Here is a 21,484-nt window from a genome sequence, read left to right on the forward strand (position 1 = left end):
CCCCGAATCGAATGCTCGTATCGCCGCACCGGCCTGAGCTATAGGAAGTCCCCCCTTGTGGGAAGCGGTTCGGGTCAGCGGGAGACAGGTGGAATGAAGGTCGGCATCGACATGGGGGCGACCAATGCGGGCGGCGCCGCGACGCTCGACCTGGAGGAGCTGCTGGCGACCCGCCTGCTGGTGCAGGGCAATTCCGGTTCCGGCAAGTCGCACCTGCTGCGCCGGCTGATCGAACAGAGCGCCCAATGGGTGCAGCAGGCGATCATCGACCCGGAAGGCGACTTCGTGACGCTGGCCGAGCGGTTCGGCCATGTGGTGGTGGAGGCGGACGAACACAGCGAGGCGGCGTTGCAGTCGGTGGCCGCCCGTGTGCGCCAGCACCGCGTCTCCGTCGTCCTGAACCTGGAGGGGCTGGATGCGGAGATGCAGATGCGCCACGCCGCCGCCTTCCTGGGCGGGCTGTTCGATGCCGACCGCGATTTCTGGTATCCGATGCTGGTGGTGGTGGACGAGGCCCAGCTGTTCGCCCCCTCGGCCGCCGGCGAGGTGTCGGACGAGGCGCGCAAGGTCTCGCTCGGCGCCATGACCAACCTGATGTGCCGCGGGCGCAAGCGCGGGCTGGCCGGGGTGATCGCCACCCAGCGGCTGGCCAAGCTGGCGAAGAACGTCGCGGCCGAGGCCTCCAACTTCCTGATGGGCCGCACCTTCCTCGACATCGACATGGCGCGCGCCGCCGACCTGCTGGGCATGGAGCGCCGGCAGGCGGAGATGTTCCGCGACCTGGAGCGCGGGCATTTCATCGCGCTCGGCCCCGCTTTGTCGCGCCGGCCGCTGCCGCTGCGCATCGGCACGGTGGAGACCCAGGGCCGCACCGGCAGCCCCAAGCTGATGCCGCCGCCGGCCACCCCGACGGAGGATGCGCGCGACCTGATCTTCACCGCGACCGAGCCGGAGCCGCCGCGCTATCCGGTCCGCCGCCCCTCCACCTCGGCCAGCGCCGACCTGATGGCGCAGCTGGCGCGCGGACGCGCCGCCGCTCCGCCACCGTCCCCCGACGACATCGCCGCCGAAGCGCCGGTCCTGCCGCCGCCGGAACCGGAGGAAACGCCGGAACAGGCAGCCGAGCGCGAAGCGCACTATGAAGCGGTGCTGGCCGAGGTGCTGGCCGATCCGGAGGCGTCCTACCGCTCGCTGGCCGTTCTGTACCAGGATTTCCTGGTGCGTTGCCGCGGCCACGGGGTGGACGGCGATCGGCTGACCCTCTCCGCCTTCCGCCGCCGGCTGGCCACCGCCCGCGCCGGAGCCGGCAGCGGCGACGATCCCGCCTGGCAGCGCGCGACCGAGGTCGCCGCCACGCTGGCCGAGGACATCCAGCCGGTCTTCCTGCTGCTGGCCCGCGCCGCGCTCGACCATGCCCCGTGCCCGTCCGACGCCGACGTCGCGCGCGCCTGCGGCAGCCGGTCCAAGGGCCGCGGCCGCAGGCTGCTGACCTATATGGAACAGCGCGGCTTCATCGCCAGCCGCAGCGGCCTGGGCAACACCCGCGCCATCGGCCTGCCCGCCTTGGGATGGGAAACCGCGCTGGGCGACCCGAACGCCGACGATGCGGCGGATGCCCCCGAGCCGGGCGGGCTGTTCGCCGCCGGCTGAGCGGCCGTCAGCTTCCGGCGGTGGGTGCGCTCACCGGCTTGCCCCTCCGGCCCCAGCTGTCGACGAACTCGCTCACGCCGGGGACCGCCATCATGTGGGAGTCCTTCACGTAGACGAAGCGCTTCGGACCGAAGCCGTATTCCGTCAGCGTGATGCCGCCGCTGCGGCAGCGCTGGTATTCGGCGGCGCCGATCGGACGGTCGGATGCCACCATGTCGGGATGGTCCAGCCCCACCCCGGCGCAGAAGGCCCGGAAGCCGGCGGCGGTGCCACGGGCGTCGAGATGCGGCTTGCTGTCGGGGCCGCCGTCGAATTTGGCCGCCGCCTGTTCGATGGAGCCTCGCAGCGCCGAACTTCCGACGATCCAGATGCCCCGTGTCTCCGGCGGCGGCTTGGGCAGTGCCGGCGGCGGCAGGGTGGCGGTCTGGGTCGGCGGTGGCGTGAAGCCCGGCATCTGGCAGCCGGCGAGCAGCGCCGCGGCAGCCAATGCAAGGACCAGGGTGCCGGCCGGTGCGAAGGAACGGGTCATCGGGCGTGTCTCTCCAAGGTTCATCCGGCATCCGGGCCGCAAGGCCCGGAGGCGTGACAATGAGAACGCCCCCGCCCCAGTTCAACGGCCCGGCCGACGCTTGTCCCAATGGGCCACTGGCCATCCATAACGGCATGCGATAGGATTGTGGAAATCAATCGATATCCGGAATGCTTCACCGTGTCATTGCCCGATCTGGAGATCGACGCGCTCCGTGCCTTCGTCACCGTTGCGGATGCCGGCGGCTTCACCGCGGCGGCCGAGCGGCTGGGCCGCACCCAGTCGGCGATCAGTGTGAAGATCAAGAAGCTGGAGGATCTTCTGGGGCGCCGGGTGTTCGAGCGCACCAGCCGCTCGCTGGCGCTCACCCATGACGGTGAGTTGCTGATGGGCTATGCCCGCCGCCTGCTGGACCTGAACGACGAGACGGTGCGCCGATTCGCCGAGCCGGCGGCGGAAGGCGACTTGCGGCTGGGCGTGGCGGAATATTTCCTGACCGACCATCTGCCCCATGTGCTGGGCCGCTTCGCCAAGCTGCACCCGCGCCTGCACATCGATGTGCGGGTCGGCCTGTGCAACGATCTGGTGACGGCGCTGGACGGCGGCGAACTCGACCTCGTCATCTCCCGCCGCGATGCCGGGGACAGCCGGGGCCGCGGCATCTGGACCGAGCCGATGCGCTGGGTGGCAGCCCCCGGGCTGGAGATCCCCACCGAAGGCTCCCTGCCCTTCTGCACCCTGCCGGCACCCTGCGTCTTCCGCAACCGCGGCCTGGCGGCCCTGGGCGAGGCCGGGCGGGCATGGCGGGTGGTCTACACCAGCGGCAGCGTCATGGGGGTGCAGGCCGCCGTCCGCGCCGGACTGGGAGTCGCGGTGCTCAGCGAGTCGTCGGTGCCCGAAGGCGTGCGGCGGCTGGGGGTGGAGGACGGGCTGCCTGAACTGGGCGACGTCGAAATGGCGATTTTCGGCGAGACGCCGCGCAACCGCCGCCTCGCCGAACCGCTGGTCGGCTTCATCCTCGACAGCCTGTCGGCGATGCGCCCGCTCCGCCCGCCGCTTGCGCTGGCGGGCGGGACGCGGGACGCGGCCTGACCCAAGCGGTCGAACCGGACGACAGGTCAGAAGCCCTCCAGCACGATCTTGCCGCGGGCCTTGCCCGACTCGATCAGGGCATGGGCCTTGCGCAGGGTGGCGGCGTCGATGCGGCCGAGGGTTTCCGTCAGGGTGGTGCGCAGGGTGCCGGCATCGACCAGCCGCGACACCTCGTTCAGCAACTCGTGCTGGGCGATCATGTCGGCGGTCTGGTAGAGCGGCCGGGTGAACATCAGCTCCCAATGGAGCGAGACGCTCTTGCGCTTCAGCAGGCGGATGTCGATCGGCTCCGGATCGTCGATCAGGCCGATGCGGCCCTGCGGCGCCACCAGCTCGACCAGATCCAGGAAATGGCGGTCGGTCGCGGTGGTGGAGAAGACATAATCGACCCCCGCCACGCCCAGCGCCTTCACCTGCTCCGCCATCGGGCGGCTGTGGTCGATCACGTCATGGGCGCCCAGTTCGCGCACCCAGTCGGCCGTCTCGGGGCGCGACGCGGTGGCCAGCACGCGGACCCCGGTCAGCTGCCGGGCCAACTGGATGGCGATGGAGCCGACGCCGCCGGCCCCGCCGACGATCAGCAGCGACCTGCCCTCGCCCCCCTTCCGGCCATCGGCATCCAGCGGCAGGCCCAGTCGGTGGAACAGCATCTCCCACGCGGTGATGGCGGTCAGCGGCAGGGCGGCGGCCTCGGCGACGTTGAGGCTGGCCGGACGGGCGCCGACGATGCGCTCATCCACCAGATGGAACTCGGCATTGGTGCCGGGACGGTCGATGCAGCCGGCGTAGAAGACTGCGTCGCCGGGACGGAACAGGGTCGCGTCGGGACCGACCGCCTCGACCACGCCGGCGGCGTCGAAGCCCAGCACGCGCAGCGCGCCATCGGCCGGCGCGGCGTTGCGGCGCAGCTTGGTGTCGACCGGGTTGACCGACACAGCCTCCACCCGGACCAGCAGGTCGCGGCCCACGGGGACCGGGCGGTCGATCTCGACGTCGACCAGCGAGTCGGCGTCGGCGATGGGCAGGGATTTGCGGTAACCGATGGCTTTCATGATGGCTTCGCCTTCAGGATCTTGAGGAAGTCGAAACACAGGATGGCGCCACCGCCTGGATTTTTGAAATTCATAGTTCTTGTTTCATCCATCCCGATTGGTGATGAATCGGCGCGGCTGCCGGATGACACCAAAGGGGTATGGAATAGCCGGGCAGGCTGGGGTGTTTCTACCGATGAGCGTTTCCGCCGTCCGCCAGCCAGGAAGTCGAAGGCCATGAGCACCAGCCGCCCCGCCATCCTGACCGCCCTGCTCCTGGCCGCGGCCGGCGCCGCACTGTCGGGCTGCGTCGCCTATGAGCCCTATTATCCCGCTTATGGGGAGCCGGTGCTGGTGCCGCCGCCGACAGTCTATGCGGTGCCGCCGCCGTTGGTGGTGCAGCCAAGCTACCGCTATCGGGCATGGCGCGATAACGGGTGGTATGGCAATGGATGGCGAGGCGATGGATGGAGGGGCGACCGCGGCTGGCACGGCCGAAACCACCACCATGGCTGGGGACATGGCGGCCCCCATGGTCCGCGGGGCTGGCGCTGATCCGAGGTCAACCGGCGGAGGCGGACACGCGGTCGATGCGGTTGCGCAGCACCAGGACGGTATGATCGTCGTCTCGCACCACGCCATCGCGCAGCAGGACGAGCGCCGCCAGCGTCGGTTCGACCTCGTGCAGATCGCGGTGGATGAACAGGGCGGGCAACCGGGCACAGCCGCCGGTATGCAGAACCACATGTTCGCCCGGCCCCCACAACAGATGGACCGAGGCGGGTGCCTGCGGGTTGAAGCCGACCATTGCCCAGCGGGCGCCGAGCGCCAGGATCTCGTGCCGGCGCACGACGGCACCGGCCAGGGTGCCGAGCGCGGTATAGTCCACCGCCGTCCCGTCGAACCGCAAGACCGCAAGGGCGCTGCGGCCGATCTGCGTGAGTTCCCGGTCATGGGAAAGCCCGAGTTCCGGCCGTCCCATCAGGTCGCGGCGGATGGCGTTGACCACCATCGGTGCCGGCAGGCCGGGAACCGTGGCGGCGACAATCGCCTCCACCTGCCGGACCACGGCCGGGGTCATCGCCGTGGCCGGTTCCACGCCGTTCCCGGACCCGGTTGCGGTCCCGTCGCCGGCAGCCTTGCCGTCGACCGCAGCATCGCCAGGCAGCTTATCGCCAGCCACCGCATCGCCGTCGATCAGCAGCGCGATTCCACAGGGACCGTCCTGCCCGCGGGCGGGAGCACAGCCGACGAACCAATGGTCGATGAAGGGGCCGCACCGCGCGGTCTCGCCGCCGGTCCGTTCGATGGTCACCGCACCGACCTGCGCCATGGCATCGGCCGGCGGCGCGTCGGTCGCACCGGGCCGCAGCACGCGGGCAAGCAACGCCGACCCGATGCCCGGCGTGACGTGGATGTGGAAGCGGTCGGCCAGCGCCCGCACGGCTTCAAGCCCGGTCCCCGGCGCGCGGGGTGTGGCTGCCGGCAGGTCGGTCGTGCCGGGATCGCGGTCGTAAGCCAGGCACTCGATTCCGGCTCCGCTGCGCATGCGGGCGATCAGCAGCGTACCGTCGGGGCGGTCCAGCACATGGCCGGCGAGTGCCGCGACGAGGCTGTCCAACCGGGCCGCCTCATCCGCAGCCAGGACTCCATCGGCCCGTTCCTCCGCAATTCGTCGTGCCGTGGCGATATCACCGGGCGACGCCACGGCAATGCGACGGTGACCATGGTCGGGGAACATCTGGCCGCTCCTGTCCGCGTTCCGGTTGCTCTTTTCCGGAACTTTACAATCCTCTGCCGGCCGAACCCAACGATAAGGACTCGGCCGACGTCACTTTTCAACGAGATAGTCCCTGCAACATCGCATACCGGAAGGTTCCACGTCCCGAGCGATGTCAGGATGCGACGGCTTCCATCATCGCCGGCCGGCGGACCATCGGTGGCCTCGGCATCTCGCGCCCGCGCAGCATCTCCGCAGCTTCCCACAGGCGGCCAAGCCCGACGATGGACCGGCTCCCGGTCTTTTCCATGATGCGGGCGCGGTGGACTTCCACCGTCTTGATGCTGATGCCGAGTTCCCAGGCGATGGTCTTGCTCTGCTTGCCTTCGACGATCAGTTCGAGAACTTCCGACTCGCGGCGGCTCAGCAGGGTCAGCCGGCGGACGGCATCGCGGCTGCGGTCGCGCTGTTCGGCTTGGGGGCTGCCATCGGACAGGCAGGCACGCAGCCGTTCCAGGAAGGCGGGGACGGCGAAGGGAGAGGCGATGCAATCCGTCGCCCCGGCCTTCATCGCGGCCACCGCGGCATCGACGTCACCCTGTTCGGTGACGACCAGCACCGGCAGGTCATGGCCATGCAGCGAGGCTTCGGCCATGAACTCGATGGCGGTCATGTCGGGCAGGTCGTTGCGCACGACGAGACAGGAGGACGCGGTGCCCAGCACGGCCAGCGCATCGGCGCCGGTGCTGTGGACGCGGCAGGCGATGCCGACTGCGCCCAGCGCCCGCGCGAGCGTACTGCGGGACAGCAGGTCGCCGTCGACGATATGGACGAGGCAGGCGGTTTGCGTGGAAACGGGCATGGACATTTGCAGGAGCATTTGGGGACCTCCACCACAGCGGGCCGGCGAACAGCGCCGGCTCCTTATGGCGACCGATCCGTGACCGAACCGCCGCCATGCCACGCATTTTAGCGGTCATTCCCTATTGACCGCCGCAGGCGCGAGGGATAGCGGCGCTGTCTAAAGGGATATCGGGGATAGTATCCGCGCGAAGAAATCCGCAAGAAATCTAGTCTGATAACCACTACACAGCAAATTGAGAAACCAAATGGCGAATTGCAAAAGTATTTTTGCGAATTGAAAACCATCCGGCTCAATTCAATTGCCGATGTTTTGCTTTTTGTGTTGCCAGAATGAAAACAACATCCAGGTTGATATATTATTTCATGGCGATGGATGGAAAATAACTCGCCCTTGGATTTTCCATTCCCCTGCTTTCCACCATCCCGACTCATGTCCAGGAACCGGCCTGTCAGGCCCGGCGGCGGGTCGCCAGGAGGATACCGGCGGCGATCAGGGCGATGCCGATGCCATGGTAGATGTGCAGCTGTTCGCCCAGGAACAGGATCGCCAGCAAGCTGCCGAAGACCGGCACCAGATGGATGGCGAGGCCCGCCGTGTTGGCGCCGAGCAACTCCACCGCCCGGTTGAAGCAGAGATAGGCGGCGATGGACGGGAACAGCACGGTATAACCGACTGCCAGCAGCGTGAGTCCGCTGACCTGCACCGGATGGCCGCTCAGGCTTTCCCATATGTAGAAGGGCAGCAGTTCCACCGCGCCGATGGCGAAGGTGACGACGACGAAGCTCAAGCCATGGATCGCCGGCCGCCGGCCCAGCAGCGTGGTGTAGGCGGCGTAGATCACCACCGCGGCCAGCATCCAGACATCGCCCGTGTTCAGTTCAAGCCCCAGCAGGGTCGCCGGGTCGCCGTGGGAGATCAGCGTCATCGCCCCCATCAGCGACACGACGATGCCGAGCCCCTGCATCGCCCCCACCTTGTCGCGGAACAGGATGAGGCTCATCAGGACGATCATCACGGGCATCGACGACTGCAGCATCACGCAGTTCAGCGCGGTCGTCGTGTTGAGCGCGATGTATTGGAAGGTGTTGTAGATTCCGATGCCGAGCGTACCCAGCAGCAGCACGCTTTTCCAGCGCGCCAGGATCGGCGTCACATCGTGGCGCAGATGCGGCCAGGCGAAGGGAAGCACGATCAGCATCCCCAGGAACCAACGCCAGAATGCCAGCCCGATGGGCGGAACAGACCCGGCGACCGCGCGCCCCAGGACCGCGTTGCCTGCCCAGAACAGCGGCGGCAACATCATCAGCAACCAAGCCTGATCGGCGAGGCGGAATCCTTTGGCGGGAGCGGCGCGGTCGGTGGGCATGGCTCGGCGCGTCCTCAGCTGCGACGGCGCGGCGAGGCGAAGACCTCGGCCGCGGCGGCGGCGGCACTGCGCTCGCTGCCGCCGTCATCGGCACGGAAGACGCTGGGCCTGGATTCGCGGCGGGGGGGACGCGGCGCATCCTCGCGACCTTCCCGGCCCTCGCGGGGCGGCTTGGCGGGCTGGCGCAGTTCGGCGTCGAGTTCGGCGATGCGCTTGACCAGCGCTTCACGAATGGCGGGGGCCGCGTGGGCTTTCAGCGTCGCCAGCTGCTCCTTGAGCTGAACCAGCTGACGCTGCTTCTGCTCGCGGGTGCGCTTGATGGCGACGTTGTCGGAATGCTGGCCCTCGAAGGAGCGCATGGAACAGGCCCTCGTTCAAAAATACGGAAGACAGAGGCCGGCCCCCAAATGGAGGGGCCCGGCAAGAGGGGCGGATTATTGGGAGGCGCCCGCCCCAAAGCAAGGCGGAGTTCACCTTGACTTTTCGGGCTCGCCGCGGATGTGCGAACCGTCGCGTCCACCGGCTCCGCCGCTGCGCCCGACCAAAAGAAGAAGGGCGCCTCCCTGCGGAGGCGCCCCTTTCCGAACCGTCAGACGGCGAACCGCAAGACGGGGGGAACGGACGGGCTATCAGAAGCCCATGTCGTCCATGCCACCCATGCCGCCCGGCATGCCGCCCGGAGCAGCCTTCTTCTCCGGCTTCTCGGCGATCATCGCCTCGGTGGTGATCAGCAGGCCGGCGATCGAGGCCGCATCCTGCAGGGCGGTGCGAACCACCTTCACCGGATCGATGATGCCGGCGGCGACCAGATCGGTGAACTCACCCTTCTGGGCGTCGTAGCCGTAGTTGGGATCGTTCTGGTCCAGCAGCTTGCCGACCACGATCGAGCCGTCGGTGCCCGCGTTGTAGGCGATCTGACGGACCGGAGCCTGGAGGGCGCGGCGGATGATGTCGATGCCGACGCGCTGCTCGTCGTTGACCGGAACCAGCTTGTCCAGCGCCTTGCCGGCATACAGCAGGGCCGAACCGCCACCGGCGACAACACCCTCTTCCACCGCGGCGCGGGTGGCGTGCATGGCGTCGTCAACGCGGTCCTTGCGCTCCTTCACCTCGACCTCGGTCGCACCGCCGACGCGGATGACCGCGACGCCGCCGGCCAGCTTGGCCAGACGCTCCTGCAGCTTCTCGCGGTCGTAGTCCGAGGTGGTCTCCTCGGCCTGGGCGCGGATCTGGCCGCAACGGGCCTCGATGTCGGCCTTCTCGCCGGCGCCGTCGACGATCGTGGTGGTCTCCTTGGAGATCACGACCTTCTTGGCGGTGCCCAGCATGTCGAGCGTGACGTTCTCGAGCTTGATGCCGAGGTCTTCCGAGATGACCTGGCCGCCGGTCAGGATGGCCATGTCCTCCAGCATCGCCTTGCGGCGATCGCCGAAGCCCGGGGCCTTGACGGCGGCGATCTTCAGGCCGCCGCGCAGCTTGTTGACGACGAGGGTGGCCAGGGCCTCGCCCTCGATGTCCTCGGCGATGATCAGCAGCGGACGCGACGACTGCACGACGGCCTCGAGGACCGGCAGCAGCGGCTGGAGGCCCGACAGCTTCTTCTCGTGCAGCAGGATGAACGGGTTTTCGAGGTCCGCGATCATCTTGTCGGCGTTGGTGATGAAGTACGGCGACAGGTAGCCGCGGTCGAACTGCATGCCCTCGACGACGTCCAGCTCGGTGTCCAGGCTCTTGGCCTCTTCCACCGTGATGACGCCCTCGTTGCCGACGCGCTCCATCGCCTGGGCGATCATCTTGCCGATTTCGACTTCGCCGTTGGCGGAGATGGTGCCGACCTGGGCGATCTCGTCGTTGGTCGTGACCTTCTTGGCGCGGGCCTGGATGTCGGCGACGACGGTGGCGACGGCGATGTCGATGCCGCGCTTCAGGTCCATCGGGTTCAGGCCGGCGGCGACCTTGGTCACGCCTTCGCGGACGATGGCCTGGGCCAGGACGGTCGCGGTGGTGGTGCCGTCACCGGCCAGGTCGTTGGTCTTCGAGGCGACCTCGCGGACCATCTGGGCGCCCATGTTCTCGAACTTGTCGGACAGTTCGATTTCCTTGGCGACCGACACGCCGTCCTTCGTGATGCGCGGAGCGCCGAAGGACTTCTCGATCACGACGTTGCGGCCCTTCGGACCCAGCGTGACCTTCACGGCGTCGGCCAGGATGTCGACGCCACGCAGCAGCTTTTCGCGCGCGGAGGGGCCGAACTTGACGTCTTTGGCAGCCATGTCTCAATTCCTCTGAATATCGAATGTCGAAGGGAAATGGGCGGAGGTCTTCAGGCCTCGACGACGCCCATGATGTCGGATTCCTTCATGATCAGGTAATCGACGCCTTCGATCTTCACTTCGGTGCCCGACCACTTGCCGAACAGGATACGGTCGCCGGCCTTGACGTCGAGCGCCACGACCTTGCCGGACTCGTCACGAGCGCCGGGGCCGACAGCGATGATCTCGCCTTCCTGCGGCTTTTCCTTGGCCGTGTCGGGGATGATGATCCCACCCTTGGTCTTGGTGTCGGACTCCAGACGCTTGACGACGACGCGGTCGTGCAGCGGGCGGAACTTCATGGGAATGCCTCCTTGGATCAAGGCTTGGTTCTGACTGACGAGAATTGGCGCGGGTCGGATGCTGTTAGCACTCACGCCCGGCGAGTGCCAGACAGCTAATCGAAGCGGTTTTCGGATTCAAGAGGCTCGTTTCGGAATTTGTCGGGGCCGCAGGAGACGTTCACGCAAGATAGCGTTTAACTTATTGAAAAACATCATATTTCTTCCAGGCGCCCCGCATCGCTCCTGCGCAGAAATTCATCAAGCGGTCACAAGGGGGCGAAGGGTTCCGGCCGCAATTCGGGTGGAAAAGGCCGCTGAACGATACTGCCGCCCCTTCCAGCCGCGGTCCTGTGACTGGCGTCACAGCGTCCGCACGGCGGGATCGCTAAAGCTTTATCGAATACCCCTGAAGGAATGCGAGGAGCACAATGACGGCAAAGCGCGGGGCTGAAAGTTGGAAGAATGAGGCTATCCGGCACGTATCGGCGCGGCGCTCCATCTGGCGCGGACGCACGGCCAAACTGGTTGAAGCGTTGTTGGAGTACACCACCTTGGCTGGACTGTTGGCGCTTCTGTTCGCGCTGTTCGTCCTGTTCGACGCGACGCAGGATCAGTCTCGCTGACGTCGTCCGCCCATGCCATGCTCCACCGACGATGGCGGTTTTCGTCTGCTTTGGACATTTTGCAACAAAATATTCCCGCATAGGGCGTGCATGACATAATAGCGTGCACAAGGAGGGCGGAAATGGTCCGCCCCGCGCGTCATCCGGGAGCTTTCGATCCATGACCACCCAGCCGGTCTGCCAAGCCGCGGTCGATCTCGTGAAGCATTTCGAGGGGCTGTATCTCAACGCCTACCTGTGCCCGGCGGGCGTGCCGACCATCGGCTACGGTCACACCGCGGGCGTGAAGATGGGCCAGACCATCACCGCGGACCAGGCCGATGCCTTCCTCGCCGCCGACCTGACCGAAGCCGCCGGCCATGTCGACACTCTGGTGACGGTGCCGGTGAATGACGACCAGCGTGGCGCACTATCCTCCTTCGTCTTCAATCTCGGTGCCGGCTCGCTTGCCGGCTCCACCCTGCTGAAGCTGCTGAATGCCGGCGACTATGAAGGCGCCGCCGGTCAGTTCGGCCGCTGGGTCTATGCCACCGTCAACGGCAAGAAGACGCAACTGCCGGGCCTGGTCGCCCGCCGCGCGGCGGAGGCGGCGCTGTTCCAGAGCCAGACCGCTCAGGCGCACGGCGATGTGGGCACCGGCGGCGACAGCGCTTGACCCGTTTCCCGGAGTTTGGCGCCAAGCAGGTTATCCGAACTCCACCCACGAATGGACGAACTCGGAAAACCTGCAAAACCATGGAGTCCTCAGGTTTCTCCAGGCCGGGCACGTGGCCCGATCTGGAGAAACCTGCTTGGGCGCAACAGGCGTTTGACGCGGCGGGATGTTCACCCCACATTGGCGAGCATCCTACCGCTGCGCTCCGGAATGCCGCCTTGACCGCCTACGCGACCGACAGCCTCGCCACCGCCTCCCACCCCAACCCGAACCGGCCCATCGCCGTCTGGCTTCTGGTCTGCGCAGCCATGGTGCTGGCGATGGCCGTGATCGGCGCCATCACCCGGTTGACCGAATCCGGCCTGTCGATGGTGGAATGGAAACCGCTGATCGGCATCCTGCCGCCATTGAGCGAGGCGGAGTGGAACCGGGTCTTCGACCTCTACAAGGGCACGCCCGAGTTCCGCATCTACAACAGCCACATGGATCTGGCCGGCTTCCAGTCGATCTTCTGGTGGGAGTGGTTCCACCGGCTGTGGGGCCAGTTGATCGGTGTCGTCTTCCTGGTTCCCTTCCTGCGGTTCTGGATGCAGGGCCGAATCGCGCCCGACCTGTGGCCGAAGCTGGCCGGTCTGTTCCTGCTGGGCGGGCTGCAGGGCGGCATCGGCTGGTTCATGGTGAAGAGCGGTCTGGTCGACGCGCCGAATGTCAGCCATTACCGGCTGGCGCTGCATCTCGGCACCGCCATCGTGATCTACGCCCTGCTGCTGCGCACCGCGCTGGGGCTGCTCGACCCGTTGCCGCTGGCCGGCTGGCGGCCGGAGACGGCGGCACTTCGCCGCCATGCCCGCTGGTCGCTGACCCTGGTCGGCCTCACCATCGTCTGGGGCGCCTTCGTCGCCGGATCGGATGCAGGCCTGGCCTACAACACCTTCCCGCTGATGGCCGGCCACTGGATTCCGCCGGAGGTGGGCACGCTGATTCCCTGGTGGGTCAATCCGTTCGAGAACACCGCCGCGATCCAGCTGATCCACCGCGCGCTGGCAATGCTGACCGGTCTGGCGGTGCTGGCCCTGGCCGGCCGCGTCCTGCACGCCCGGCTGCCCGGCCGTGCCGGCCGTGCCGCCCTGGCCTCTGCCGCCATGATGCTGGCGCAGATCGCCCTGGGCATCGCCACCCTGCTGAGCGTGGTGTGGATTCCCGTCGCCGCCGCCCATCAGGCCGGGGCCATCCTGGTGGTGTCGATGCTGGTGTGGCTGATGTTCGAGCTGCGGCCGGTGGGGCGGGGGTAGAGCGTGAAGCGGAGGCGCGGTGGCTTGTTGCCCGCCTCCCGTCTTCTCAGGCGCCTTCGGCCAGATCGTACATCGCATCGAGGTCGGCGATCATGACCTTGTTGCCTTCCTGGAGCGAGATCACGCCGACGGTCTTCAACTGGGTGAAGGTCCGGCTGACGGTTTCGGTGGTCAGGCCGAGATAATCGGCGATGTCGGCACGGCTCATCGGCACGAAGACCGGATTTTCCTTGTGTCCGCGCCGGGCGGCACGCTGGGACAGCATCAGCAGGAAGGAGCAGATCTTCTCCTTCGCCGTCTTGCGCCCCAGCAGCAGCATCTGGTCCTGCGCGGCCGCCAGCTCGTTCGACGCCATCGAGAACAGGCGCCGCTGCATCTTTGGAAACTCCTCCAGCAGCGCATCGATCTTCTTGCGCGGGAACCGGCAGAGCGAGGCGCTGGTGACGGTTTCCGCGGTGTAGGCGTAGCTGTCGTTGACGGCCAGCCCCAGGAAGTCGCCGGTGACCAGGAAGCCCGTGATCTGCCGGCGTCCGTCGGGCAGCAGCTTGTACAGCTTCACGGTGCCGGAGGTGACGTTGTAGAGCGCATCCGCCGCATCGCCCTCGGCGAACAGGGTGTGCCCCGAATCGACACGAACATTCTGCAGAATGTCGGCAAGACGGCGCAACTCCTCCGGCTCCAGCGCGGCGCACACCGTCAGGCTGCGCACGGGACAGGCCCCGCAGGGATTCATTTCCGTCATAGCGCTCTTATCGCGAGCGCGGACCATATCGAAGGGTGGCATGGACGAACCCAGCCTTTCATTCCGCATGGGCTCATATTGGTGGCAATCGCCGAGAATCGCAACCTCGCACGCATACAACCTTTTCTTTGCCCATACGGCATTTGGCACTATTGTCGCCGGCCGCCCTCCGGCGCGGCAACCGCGTCGGTGCCGGGGCGGACGGGCTGGGCCGGATCGTCGTCGAACAGGACGCGGTGAGCCGCTCCGTCCAGATCGTCAAACTGGCCGGATTTCAGCGCCCACAGAAAGGCCGCCAGCCCCAGACCGCCCAGGCTGAGAGCAATCGCGATCAGATAGAGAAGTTCGTCCATCACCCGAATCCTTGCTCGGCAGGTCCCGGACCGGCGTATCCCGGACGGGAAGATCCTTGATCACGGCGCCGCGGGCCAGCCGCAGCGCGTTCAGAATGACGATCAGCGACGACGACGACATCGCCAGCGCGGCCAGCAGCGGCGTCAGCATCCCGCCCATCGCGAGCGGCACGGCGCAGAGATTATAGACCAGCGCGATGCCGAAATTCTGCTTCACCAAGCGGCCGGACCGGCGGGAAACCTCGACCGCCTCGACGATCGGGCGCAGCAGGCGGCCCTGGAACACCACGTCGGCCGCGGTCTGGCTGACATCCATCGCGGTCGACGGCGACATCGACACCGCAGCGGCGGCCAGCGCCGGTGCATCGTTCAGCCCGTCGCCGACCATCAGGACGGTGCGGCCCTGTGCCGCCAGCTCGGCCAGTGCCGCGGTCTTGTCGGCCGGACTCTGCTCGGCCCGCCATTCGGCAATCCCCAGCCGCTCCGCCACAGCCGCCACAGCCCCCTTGCGGTCGCCCGACAACAGCCGCACCTCCAGCCCACGCGCCTTGAGTGCCGACACCACCACGGCGGCATCCGGACGGGGCGCGTCGAGGAAGGTGAGTCGCAGCGGCTCCGCACCCGGGCGGGCCAGCCACAGCTCCGGCCCTGCCACATCCCCGGCCTCCAACGGAGCGCCGGTGAAGCGGCGGCTGCCCAGCCGAACCTCGCCGTCCGGCGTCTCCAGCATCAGGCCGGCGCCGGCGACCTCGCGCACCCCGGCGGCAACCGGCACCGCCGGCACGGCGGCGGCAAGCGCACGGGCCAGCGGGTGGCGGCTTGCCGCCGCCAGCGAGGCGGCAAGCGCCAACTCCTCCGCCGCCACACCGTCCAGCTGCGGCACGGGCCGCCCTTCGGTCAGGGTGCCGGTCTTGTCGAACACCACGGTGTCGATGGTGGCGAGCCGTTCCAGCGCGGTCGGGCTTTTCAGCAGGGTGCCCTGGCGCATCAGCCGCCCGCTGGCGATCACCTGCACCACCGGCACCGCCAGCGCCAGCGCGCAGGGACAGGTGATGATCAGCACGGCGATGGCATTCATCAGCGCATCCTGCCACACCGCCCCACCCAGCAGCATCCAGCCGGCGAAGGTGGTCAGCGCGGTCAGATGCACCACCGGGGCGTAGAGGCGCGACACCCGGTCGGCAACGGCGACATACTTGGCGCGGCCCTGCTCCGCCACCTCCATCAGCCGGACGATCTCGGCCAGCAGCGTGCCCTCCCCCACCGCGGTGACGGTCAGGCGCAGGGGAGCCGTCAGGTTGAGGGTGCCGGCAAAGACCTGATCGCCCGGCCGCGCGGTCCCCGGCACCGTCTCGCCGGTGATCAGCCCGGTGTCGAGGTCGGATACGCCGTCGGACACCCGGCCGTCGACCGGGATGCGTTCCCCCGCCGCGACCAGGATGGTGTTGCCGGCGGCGACCTGTTCCGGGGCCACCACGGCACTGCTCCCGTCCTCGCGCAGCACGGTGACGGCGTTGGCGCGCAGCCCCAGAAGCTGCTCCGCCGCGGAGCGTGCCCGGCCGCGCGCCCGCTGGTCGAGGTAACGGCCGATCAGCAGGAAGAACAGCAGCATCACGCCGCCGTCGAAATAGGCGTGCTCGCCGCTGTTGATCGTCTCGAACAGGCTCATGCCGGTGGCGAGCAGGACGCCGATGGTGATCGGCACATCCATGTTGGTACGGCCATGGCGCAGCGCGCCCAGTGCCGAGCGCGCGAAGGGACGCAGCGCATAGGCGATGGCCGGCATGCAGATCAGCGCCGATACCCAATGCATCAGGTCGCGGGTCGCGGTGCCCATGCCCTGGCTGTGGCCGGCCCACACCGACACCGACAGCAGCATGACGTTGCCCATGGCAAAGCCCGCGACCGCCATGGCACGCAGCAGTTCCTTCTCGCTCTTGGCCTGTGCGCCGCCCAGCCGGTCCGGATCGAACGGGACGGCGCGGTAGCCGAGCTGTGCCACGGTGCCGACCACGGCGTTGGCGTCGGTCGCCGTCGGATCCCAGCGCACCGTCAGCCGGCGCGTGGTCATGTTCATGCGCGCCAGCCCGATCCCCGCCTGCCGGCTGAGCGCCGATTCGATCAGCCAGACGCAGGCCGCGCACTGCATGCCGTCGACCATCAGATGCAGGCTGCGGGTGCCGTCGGCCTCGTCACGCGCATGCGGCTCGTAATCCACTGCCGGAGCATCGTCGGGGCGCAGCGGACGCGCGGTGGGATCAACGCTGCGGCGCTCGTAATAGCGCTCCAGCCCCAGCCCGCGGACAAGGTCGTAGGCGGCGGCACAACCGGTACAGCAGAAGGGGCCCGCGCCATCCGTGGAGACGGTCGCAGCAGAGGTTTGCCCGCTTTCGCCCAGGTCTTGTCCGCAATGGAGGCAGGCGGTCATCTCACATCACCCCGGAGGTCTCGATCCGCAACCCGCGCCCCGTCACTGGATCCAGACGCGCTTCTGGTCCTGATAGTCGCCGGTGGCATGGGTGATGACGAACCGCATGTCCCACTGGCCTTCAAGATCCAGTTCCACCGGAGCGCCGAAGCGGCCTTCGCCCAGATAAGGCAGCGACAGGGTCTTGTCGTGCCCTTCGGCGGTGGGACGGATCATCCTGACGGTGACGGTGGCGTCCTTCAGGACACGGCCTTCCTTGTCGCGGGCGGTGATGGCGATCACGGCCTTGCGCGGTTCGGTGCTGGTGAAGTCGGCCTGCACCTGCCAGCCGCGTTCGGCCTGGGCGCGGGCGCCGGCGAGATCCCGATTGTAGCTGATGCCCTTGAGGAAGTGATTCTCGGTTTCCACCCCGGTCCAGCTCGACACCGCGAAATGGACCATGATCGCGTTCACCGTCAGCACGACCATGAAGAGGCCGACGAAGATCCAGGGAATGTACCATCCCTTCTGGCGGGGCTGCCTGGCGCGCTTCGGAGCGGCGGCGCGGTTTCCGGTGGTCGAGCTGATCGTCATGGTCGGCGGCTGCCCTTTGGCTGGTCGGCGGCAGGAGACGCGTGCGGAACGGCCGACGGCCGGTCGCGCGTTCCCCGGGCCGGGAACGGGGTGACGGTAAATCGGTGCGGCCCGCGGTGCAAAGCATTGCGGGGCGCGGCCGAATATCTGCCGGCGGAGGCCACTATGGCGACCGATTGCCGCAGGCACATTGCGCTAAATCAAATGACAGGAAGTTCACGAACCGGCACCGGAGCCGCAATCCCTCAAGAGAAAAAGGCCTGAAAAGACAAGGGCGCCGGGGAGTTTCCTCCCCAGCGCCCCATCCGGCCGGTTCCCGTATCGGGCTTTCGGGTCGGAGGCTTACTTGCCGCCGCCCAGATTGTGGACGTAGACCGCCAGCGACTTGATCGTCGCGTCGTCCAGACGCTTCGACCAGGCGGGCATCACGCCGGCTCGGCCGTTGGTCACGGTCTCCACCAGCGTGGCCTTGTCGCCGCCATAGAGCCAGTTGGCCTGCTTCAGCGGCGGAGCGCCGACGCCGTCGAGACCGGCAGCAACCGACCCCTGGCCCACGTCGCCATGGCAGGCGGCGCAGTTCTCCTCATAGACGGTCTTGCCCTTGGCGACCTTGCCGGCATCAGCCGGCTTGGCGTTCAGCGACAGAACATACTCCGCCACCTGATCGATCTGGTCGCGGTTGAGGATGCCGTCCTTGCCGAAGGCGGTCATGCCGGTGCCCGGCGTGCCGCGGGTATCGCCGTCGTCGGACCGGATGCCGTGCTGGATGGTCTTGTAGATGTCGGCCGAGGAACCGCCCCACAGCCACACGTCGTCGGCCAGCGTCGGGAAGCCCTTGGCTCCCTGGCCACCGGCGCCGTGGCAGGCGGCGCAGTTCTCGTTGAAGTAGGAACGGCCGCCGGCCATGGCAAAGCCCAGAAGGTCCTTGTCCTTCTGGATTTCGTCGACCGACTTGGCGGCGATGGCGGTCAGGTACTTGGCCTGACCGGCCTTTGCCTCCGCCATCCTGGTGTCCAGCTCTTCGCGCTGGGAATATCCCAGAATGCCCTTCGTGTAGGTCTTGCCCAGCGGCCAGGCCGGGTAGAACACGTAGTACACCATCGCCCAGGCGATGCAGACGTAGAAGAGATACAGCCACCATTTCGGCAGCGGATTGTTCAGCTCGCGCAGTCCATCCCACTCGTGGCCGGTGGTCTCGACGCCGGACAACTCGTCCTTGTAATTCTGTGCCATGGCCTAAAGCTCCTGACCATCATCCTTGAGCGGGATCTGGGCGGCGTCGTCGAATGAGCGGCGGTTGCCGGGCCACATGGCGTAAACCAGGATGCCCGTCAGCAGCAGCATCAACCACACCGTCCAGAACGACCGAAGCATCACCGTGATCGAATCCAAGTCCATGGATTCCTCCCCCGATTACTGCTGAAGCTGCTTCGGCGACTGGTACTTGGTGAAATCCACCATGGTGCCCAGCACCTGCAGGTAGGCCACGAGAGCGTCCATTTCGGTGACGGTCTTGTTGCCGGTGAAGTTCGCGACCACGGCCTTCGGGTAGCGCTTGGCCAAGCCGGCGGTGTCGCCGTCCGGGTTCTTCTGCGCTTCGAGGTCGGCCTTGGCGTTGGCGACCTGCTCGTCGGTGTAGGGAACGCCGACGATCTTCAGGGTCTTCAGGTGATCGGCGATGTCGCCGTAGCTCAGCGGACGATCCTTCATCCAGGCATAGCCCGGCATGATCGACTCCGGCACGACCGCGCGCGGGTTCACCAGATGGGCGACCTGCCAGTCGTTGGAGTATTTGCCGCCGACGCGGGCCAGATCGGGACCGGTGCGCTTGGAGCCCCACTGGAACGGATGGTCGTACATCGACTCCGCCGCCAGCGAGTAGTGGCCATAGCGCTCGACCTCGTCACGGAACGGACGGATCTGCTGGCTGTGGCAGTTGTAGCAGCCTTCACGGTAATAGATGTTCTGGCCGGCCAACTCGAGCGGCGAATAGGGACGGACCCCCTCCACCTTCTCGATGGTCGATTCGATCGTGAAGAGCGGGACGATCTGCACCAGACCGCCGATCGACACGGTGATCAGCACGAGCACGATCAGCAGAAGGGTGTTCCGCTCGATCAGGTCGTGGCTGAAGCCCTTTTTTTCCTGAGCCATTTCTCGCATCCTTCCCTAGCGTCAGGCCGCGCCGACCGTCGCCTTGTGCGGCGTGGTGACATAGGGCTTCTCGATGCGGACATCGCCCTTCGCCGTGCGCCACAGGTTGTAGACCATGATCAGGGCGCCGGTGACGAACAGAACGCCGCCCATCGCGCGGATCACGTAGAACGGGTGCATCGCCGCCACGGTCTCCACGAAGGAGTATTGCAGGAAGCCCAGGTTGTCGTAGGCACGCCACATCAGGCCCTGCATGATGCCGGACACCCACATGGCGGTGATGTACAGCACGATGCCGATGGTGGCGGTCCAGAAATGGTAGCTGACCAGGCGCAGGCTGTAGAGCTGCGAGCGCTTCCACAGCACCGGAACCAGATAGTAGATCGCGCCGAAGGAGATGAAGGCGACCCAGCCGAGAGCGCCGGAATGCACGTGGCCGACGGTCCAGTCGGTATAGTGCGACAGGGCATTGACCGGCTTCACCGACATCAGCGGACCTTCGAAGGTCGACATGCCGTAGAAGGCGACCGAGGTGACCAGGAAACGCAGGACCGGGTCGGTGCGCAGCTTATCCCAGGCGCCCGACAGGGTCATGATGCCGTTGATCATGCCGCCCCAGGACGGCATCCACAGCATGACCGAGAAGGTCATGCCCAGCGTCTGCGCCCAGTCCGGCAGCGAGGTGTAGTGCAGGTGGTGGGGACCGGCCCAGATGTAGAGGAAGATCAGGGTCCAGAAATGGACGATCGACAGACGGTAGGAATAGACCGGCCGCTCGGCGCGCTTGGGCACGAAATAATACATGATGCCCAGGAAGCCGGCGGTCAGGAAGAAGCCGACCGCATTGTGACCGTACCACCACTGCACCATCGCGCTCTGCACGCCCGACACGGCGCTGTAGGACTTCATGCCGAACAGCGACACCGGGATGTTGACGTTGTTGCCGATGTGCAGGATGGCGACGGTCAGGATGAACGCCATGAAGAACCAGTTCGCCACATAGATGTGCGACTCGCGCCGCGTCATCACGGTGCCGATGAACTGGACGGCATAGAGCACCCAGGTGACCGTCAGGTAGAGATCGAGGATCCACTCGGGCTCGGCGTATTCCTTGCCTTGGGTATAGCCCAGGGCGTAGCTCAGCGCAGCGAGCACGATGAAGACGTTGTAGTTCCAGAAGACGAACTTCGCCAGCCCTTCGCCCCCGAAGAGATGCTGACGGCAAGTCCGTTGAACAGAATAAAGCGAAGTGGCGAACAGCACATTGCCGCCGAACGCGAAAATCACCGCCGAAGTGTGGACCGGGCGCAGGCGCCCGAAGCTCGTCCACTCCAGCCCGAGATTCAGCGCCGGGAAGGCCAGCTGCAGAGCGATGAAGGTACCGGCCAGGAAACCGATCACGCCCCAGAACACTGCAGCGATAACGAAGAGTCGGATGGCGTCCTCATGGTAACGCACGTCTTCCGACACCCGCTGGCTGCCCAGGGTGGCCCCTGAAGTCAGAGTCGCTGATGTCATACAATCTCTCCCGTTTGCCCCGGTCGGCCGTGAGGCCGCGCCGTCTGGGTTGCACCACCACTGGGTACGTACTGTTAAGGAGCGGGACAGGTTGCAGCCGGCAATGCCGAGCGGACGCCGGACGCGCCTGTCTCCAATGCGCACACTATGTGTAGGGGGGGCCGCAGCAACATTGATCTACGTCAACGACCCTTGCGGCCCCGGGCTGCCATCGTTCAGTGTCCTCGCAATCGGCCGGACTGAAATGGACGACTGTTTCATCGCGAAACCCCTTGGTCGACGCCAGATCGACCAGGC

Annotated in this window: 23 protein-coding genes; 6 read left to right on the forward strand and 17 right to left on the reverse strand. The window is 66.9% G+C overall.

Features of this window, described 5'->3' with window-relative positions; translation table 11 throughout:
* The first annotated feature begins 93 nt into the window (after nt 1–93).
* Nucleotides 94–1,650 carry a helicase HerA domain-containing protein gene (locus tag ABMY26_RS26930; protein ID WP_372397629.1) on the forward strand — a complete coding sequence of 519 codons (1,557 nt, stop codon included), beginning with the start codon at nt 94–96 and terminating at the stop codon, nt 1,648–1,650.
* 7 nt (nt 1,651–1,657) lie between these two features.
* Here the strand turns inward: ABMY26_RS26930 and ABMY26_RS26935 are convergent, their stop codons facing one another.
* Nucleotides 1,658–2,179, reverse strand: coding sequence for a substrate-binding domain-containing protein (locus ABMY26_RS26935; RefSeq protein ID WP_372397630.1), 522 nt, complete (start codon nt 2,177–2,179; stop codon nt 1,658–1,660).
* Nucleotides 2,180–2,359: 180 nt separating this feature from the next.
* Here ABMY26_RS26935 and ABMY26_RS26940 point away from each other — a divergent pair, with 180 nt between their 5' ends.
* Complete coding sequence (locus ABMY26_RS26940) at nt 2,360–3,271, forward strand: LysR substrate-binding domain-containing protein (protein WP_372397632.1); 912 nt, start codon at nt 2,360–2,362, stop codon at nt 3,269–3,271.
* A gap of 26 nt (nt 3,272–3,297) precedes the next feature.
* Here ABMY26_RS26940 and ABMY26_RS26945 read toward each other — a convergent pair whose 3' ends face one another.
* Complete coding sequence (locus ABMY26_RS26945) at nt 3,298–4,323, reverse strand: zinc-binding alcohol dehydrogenase family protein (protein WP_372397634.1); 1,026 nt, start codon at nt 4,321–4,323, stop codon at nt 3,298–3,300.
* On the reverse strand, nt 4,320–4,541 hold the full coding sequence (locus ABMY26_RS26950) for a hypothetical protein (protein ID WP_372397636.1): 222 nt from the start codon (nt 4,539–4,541) through the stop codon (nt 4,320–4,322). Before ABMY26_RS26950 ends, ABMY26_RS26945 begins: the two co-directional genes overlap by 4 nt.
* Here ABMY26_RS26950 and ABMY26_RS26955 point away from each other — a divergent pair.
* A complete protein-coding gene (locus tag ABMY26_RS26955; RefSeq protein WP_372397638.1) occupies nt 4,540–4,857 on the forward strand; it encodes a hypothetical protein in 318 nt (105 codons plus the stop codon). The two genes, ABMY26_RS26950 and ABMY26_RS26955, sit on opposite strands and share 2 nt — an antisense overlap.
* 7 nt (nt 4,858–4,864) lie before the next feature.
* On the opposite strand, the gene ABMY26_RS26960 is transcribed toward ABMY26_RS26955, so the two are convergent.
* The 6 genes from ABMY26_RS26960 to groES form a co-directional block, all read right to left on the reverse strand.
* Complete coding sequence (locus ABMY26_RS26960; RefSeq protein ID WP_372397640.1) at nt 4,865–6,043, reverse strand: hypothetical protein; 1,179 nt, start codon at nt 6,041–6,043, stop codon at nt 4,865–4,867.
* 154 nt (nt 6,044–6,197) lie between these two features.
* Nucleotides 6,198–6,884: a response regulator transcription factor gene (locus ABMY26_RS26965; protein ID WP_372397642.1), complete on the reverse strand. Its 687-nt coding sequence runs from the start codon at nt 6,882–6,884 to the stop codon at nt 6,198–6,200.
* Nucleotides 6,885–7,335: 451 nt separating this feature from the next.
* Entirely contained in the window at nt 7,336–8,253 is a 918-nt protein-coding gene (locus ABMY26_RS26970) for a DMT family transporter (protein WP_372397644.1), read from the reverse strand.
* A 14-nt stretch (nt 8,254–8,267) separates the two neighbouring features.
* A complete protein-coding gene (locus tag ABMY26_RS26975; protein WP_045581144.1) occupies nt 8,268–8,612 on the reverse strand; it encodes a hypothetical protein in 345 nt (114 codons plus the stop codon).
* 270 nt (nt 8,613–8,882) lie between these two features.
* Nucleotides 8,883–10,526 (reverse strand): chaperonin GroEL, encoded by a 1,644-nt coding sequence (gene groL / locus ABMY26_RS26980; protein WP_045581145.1) that lies wholly within the window; start codon nt 10,524–10,526, stop codon nt 8,883–8,885.
* A 50-nt stretch (nt 10,527–10,576) separates the two neighbouring features.
* Entirely contained in the window at nt 10,577–10,867 is a 291-nt protein-coding gene (groES, locus tag ABMY26_RS26985; protein ID WP_045581146.1) for a co-chaperone GroES, read from the reverse strand.
* 410 nt (nt 10,868–11,277) lie between these two features.
* On the opposite strand from groES, the gene ABMY26_RS26990 reads away from it, so the two are divergent.
* From ABMY26_RS26990 to ABMY26_RS27000, 3 genes are all read left to right on the forward strand, one after another.
* Nucleotides 11,278–11,472, forward strand: a complete 195-nt coding sequence (locus ABMY26_RS26990; protein ID WP_372397648.1) for a hypothetical protein — start codon at nt 11,278–11,280, stop codon at nt 11,470–11,472.
* Between the two features lie 160 nt (nt 11,473–11,632).
* Nucleotides 11,633–12,127, forward strand: a complete 495-nt coding sequence (locus ABMY26_RS26995) for a lysozyme (RefSeq protein ID WP_372397650.1) — start codon at nt 11,633–11,635, stop codon at nt 12,125–12,127.
* A gap of 218 nt (nt 12,128–12,345) precedes the next feature.
* The gene (locus ABMY26_RS27000) at nt 12,346–13,419 is read left to right on the forward strand and encodes a COX15/CtaA family protein (protein ID WP_372397652.1); all 1,074 of its coding nucleotides are present in this window, start codon (nt 12,346–12,348) and stop codon (nt 13,417–13,419) included.
* Nucleotides 13,420–13,465: 46 nt separating this feature from the next.
* Here the strand turns inward: ABMY26_RS27000 and ABMY26_RS27005 are convergent, their stop codons facing one another.
* From ABMY26_RS27005 to ccoN, 8 genes are all read right to left on the reverse strand, one after another.
* On the reverse strand, nt 13,466–14,128 hold the full coding sequence (locus tag ABMY26_RS27005) for a cyclic nucleotide-binding domain-containing protein (RefSeq protein ID WP_082108967.1): 663 nt from the start codon (nt 14,126–14,128) through the stop codon (nt 13,466–13,468).
* Between the two features lie 182 nt (nt 14,129–14,310).
* A complete protein-coding gene (gene ccoS, locus ABMY26_RS27010; protein ID WP_082108843.1) occupies nt 14,311–14,514 on the reverse strand; it encodes a cbb3-type cytochrome oxidase assembly protein CcoS in 204 nt (67 codons plus the stop codon).
* Entirely contained in the window at nt 14,420–16,942 is a 2,523-nt protein-coding gene (locus ABMY26_RS27015; protein ID WP_372397655.1) for a heavy metal translocating P-type ATPase metal-binding domain-containing protein, read from the reverse strand. Before ABMY26_RS27015 ends, ccoS begins: the two co-directional genes overlap by 95 nt.
* A 42-nt stretch (nt 16,943–16,984) precedes the next feature.
* Nucleotides 16,985–17,515 carry a FixH family protein gene (locus tag ABMY26_RS27020; protein ID WP_372397657.1) on the reverse strand — a complete coding sequence of 177 codons (531 nt, stop codon included), beginning with the start codon at nt 17,513–17,515 and terminating at the stop codon, nt 16,985–16,987.
* 342 nt (nt 17,516–17,857) lie between these two features.
* On the reverse strand, nt 17,858–18,748 hold the full coding sequence (gene ccoP, locus ABMY26_RS27025; RefSeq protein ID WP_372397659.1) for a cytochrome-c oxidase, cbb3-type subunit III: 891 nt from the start codon (nt 18,746–18,748) through the stop codon (nt 17,858–17,860).
* Nucleotides 18,749–18,751: 3 nt separating this feature from the next.
* Nucleotides 18,752–18,913 (reverse strand): cbb3-type cytochrome c oxidase subunit 3, encoded by a 162-nt coding sequence (locus ABMY26_RS27030; RefSeq protein ID WP_045581154.1) that lies wholly within the window; start codon nt 18,911–18,913, stop codon nt 18,752–18,754.
* Nucleotides 18,914–18,928: 15 nt separating this feature from the next.
* The gene (gene ccoO / locus ABMY26_RS27035) at nt 18,929–19,669 is read right to left on the reverse strand and encodes a cytochrome-c oxidase, cbb3-type subunit II (protein WP_372397661.1); all 741 of its coding nucleotides are present in this window, start codon (nt 19,667–19,669) and stop codon (nt 18,929–18,931) included.
* Nucleotides 19,670–19,690: 21 nt separating this feature from the next.
* Entirely contained in the window at nt 19,691–21,187 is a 1,497-nt protein-coding gene (gene ccoN, locus ABMY26_RS27040; protein WP_372397662.1) for a cytochrome-c oxidase, cbb3-type subunit I, read from the reverse strand.
* Nucleotides 21,188–21,484 lie beyond the last annotated feature (297 nt).

Source organism: Azospirillum sp. HJ39, from assembly GCF_041507355.1.
Lineage (GTDB): Bacteria > Pseudomonadota > Alphaproteobacteria > Azospirillales > Azospirillaceae > Azospirillum > Azospirillum thiophilum.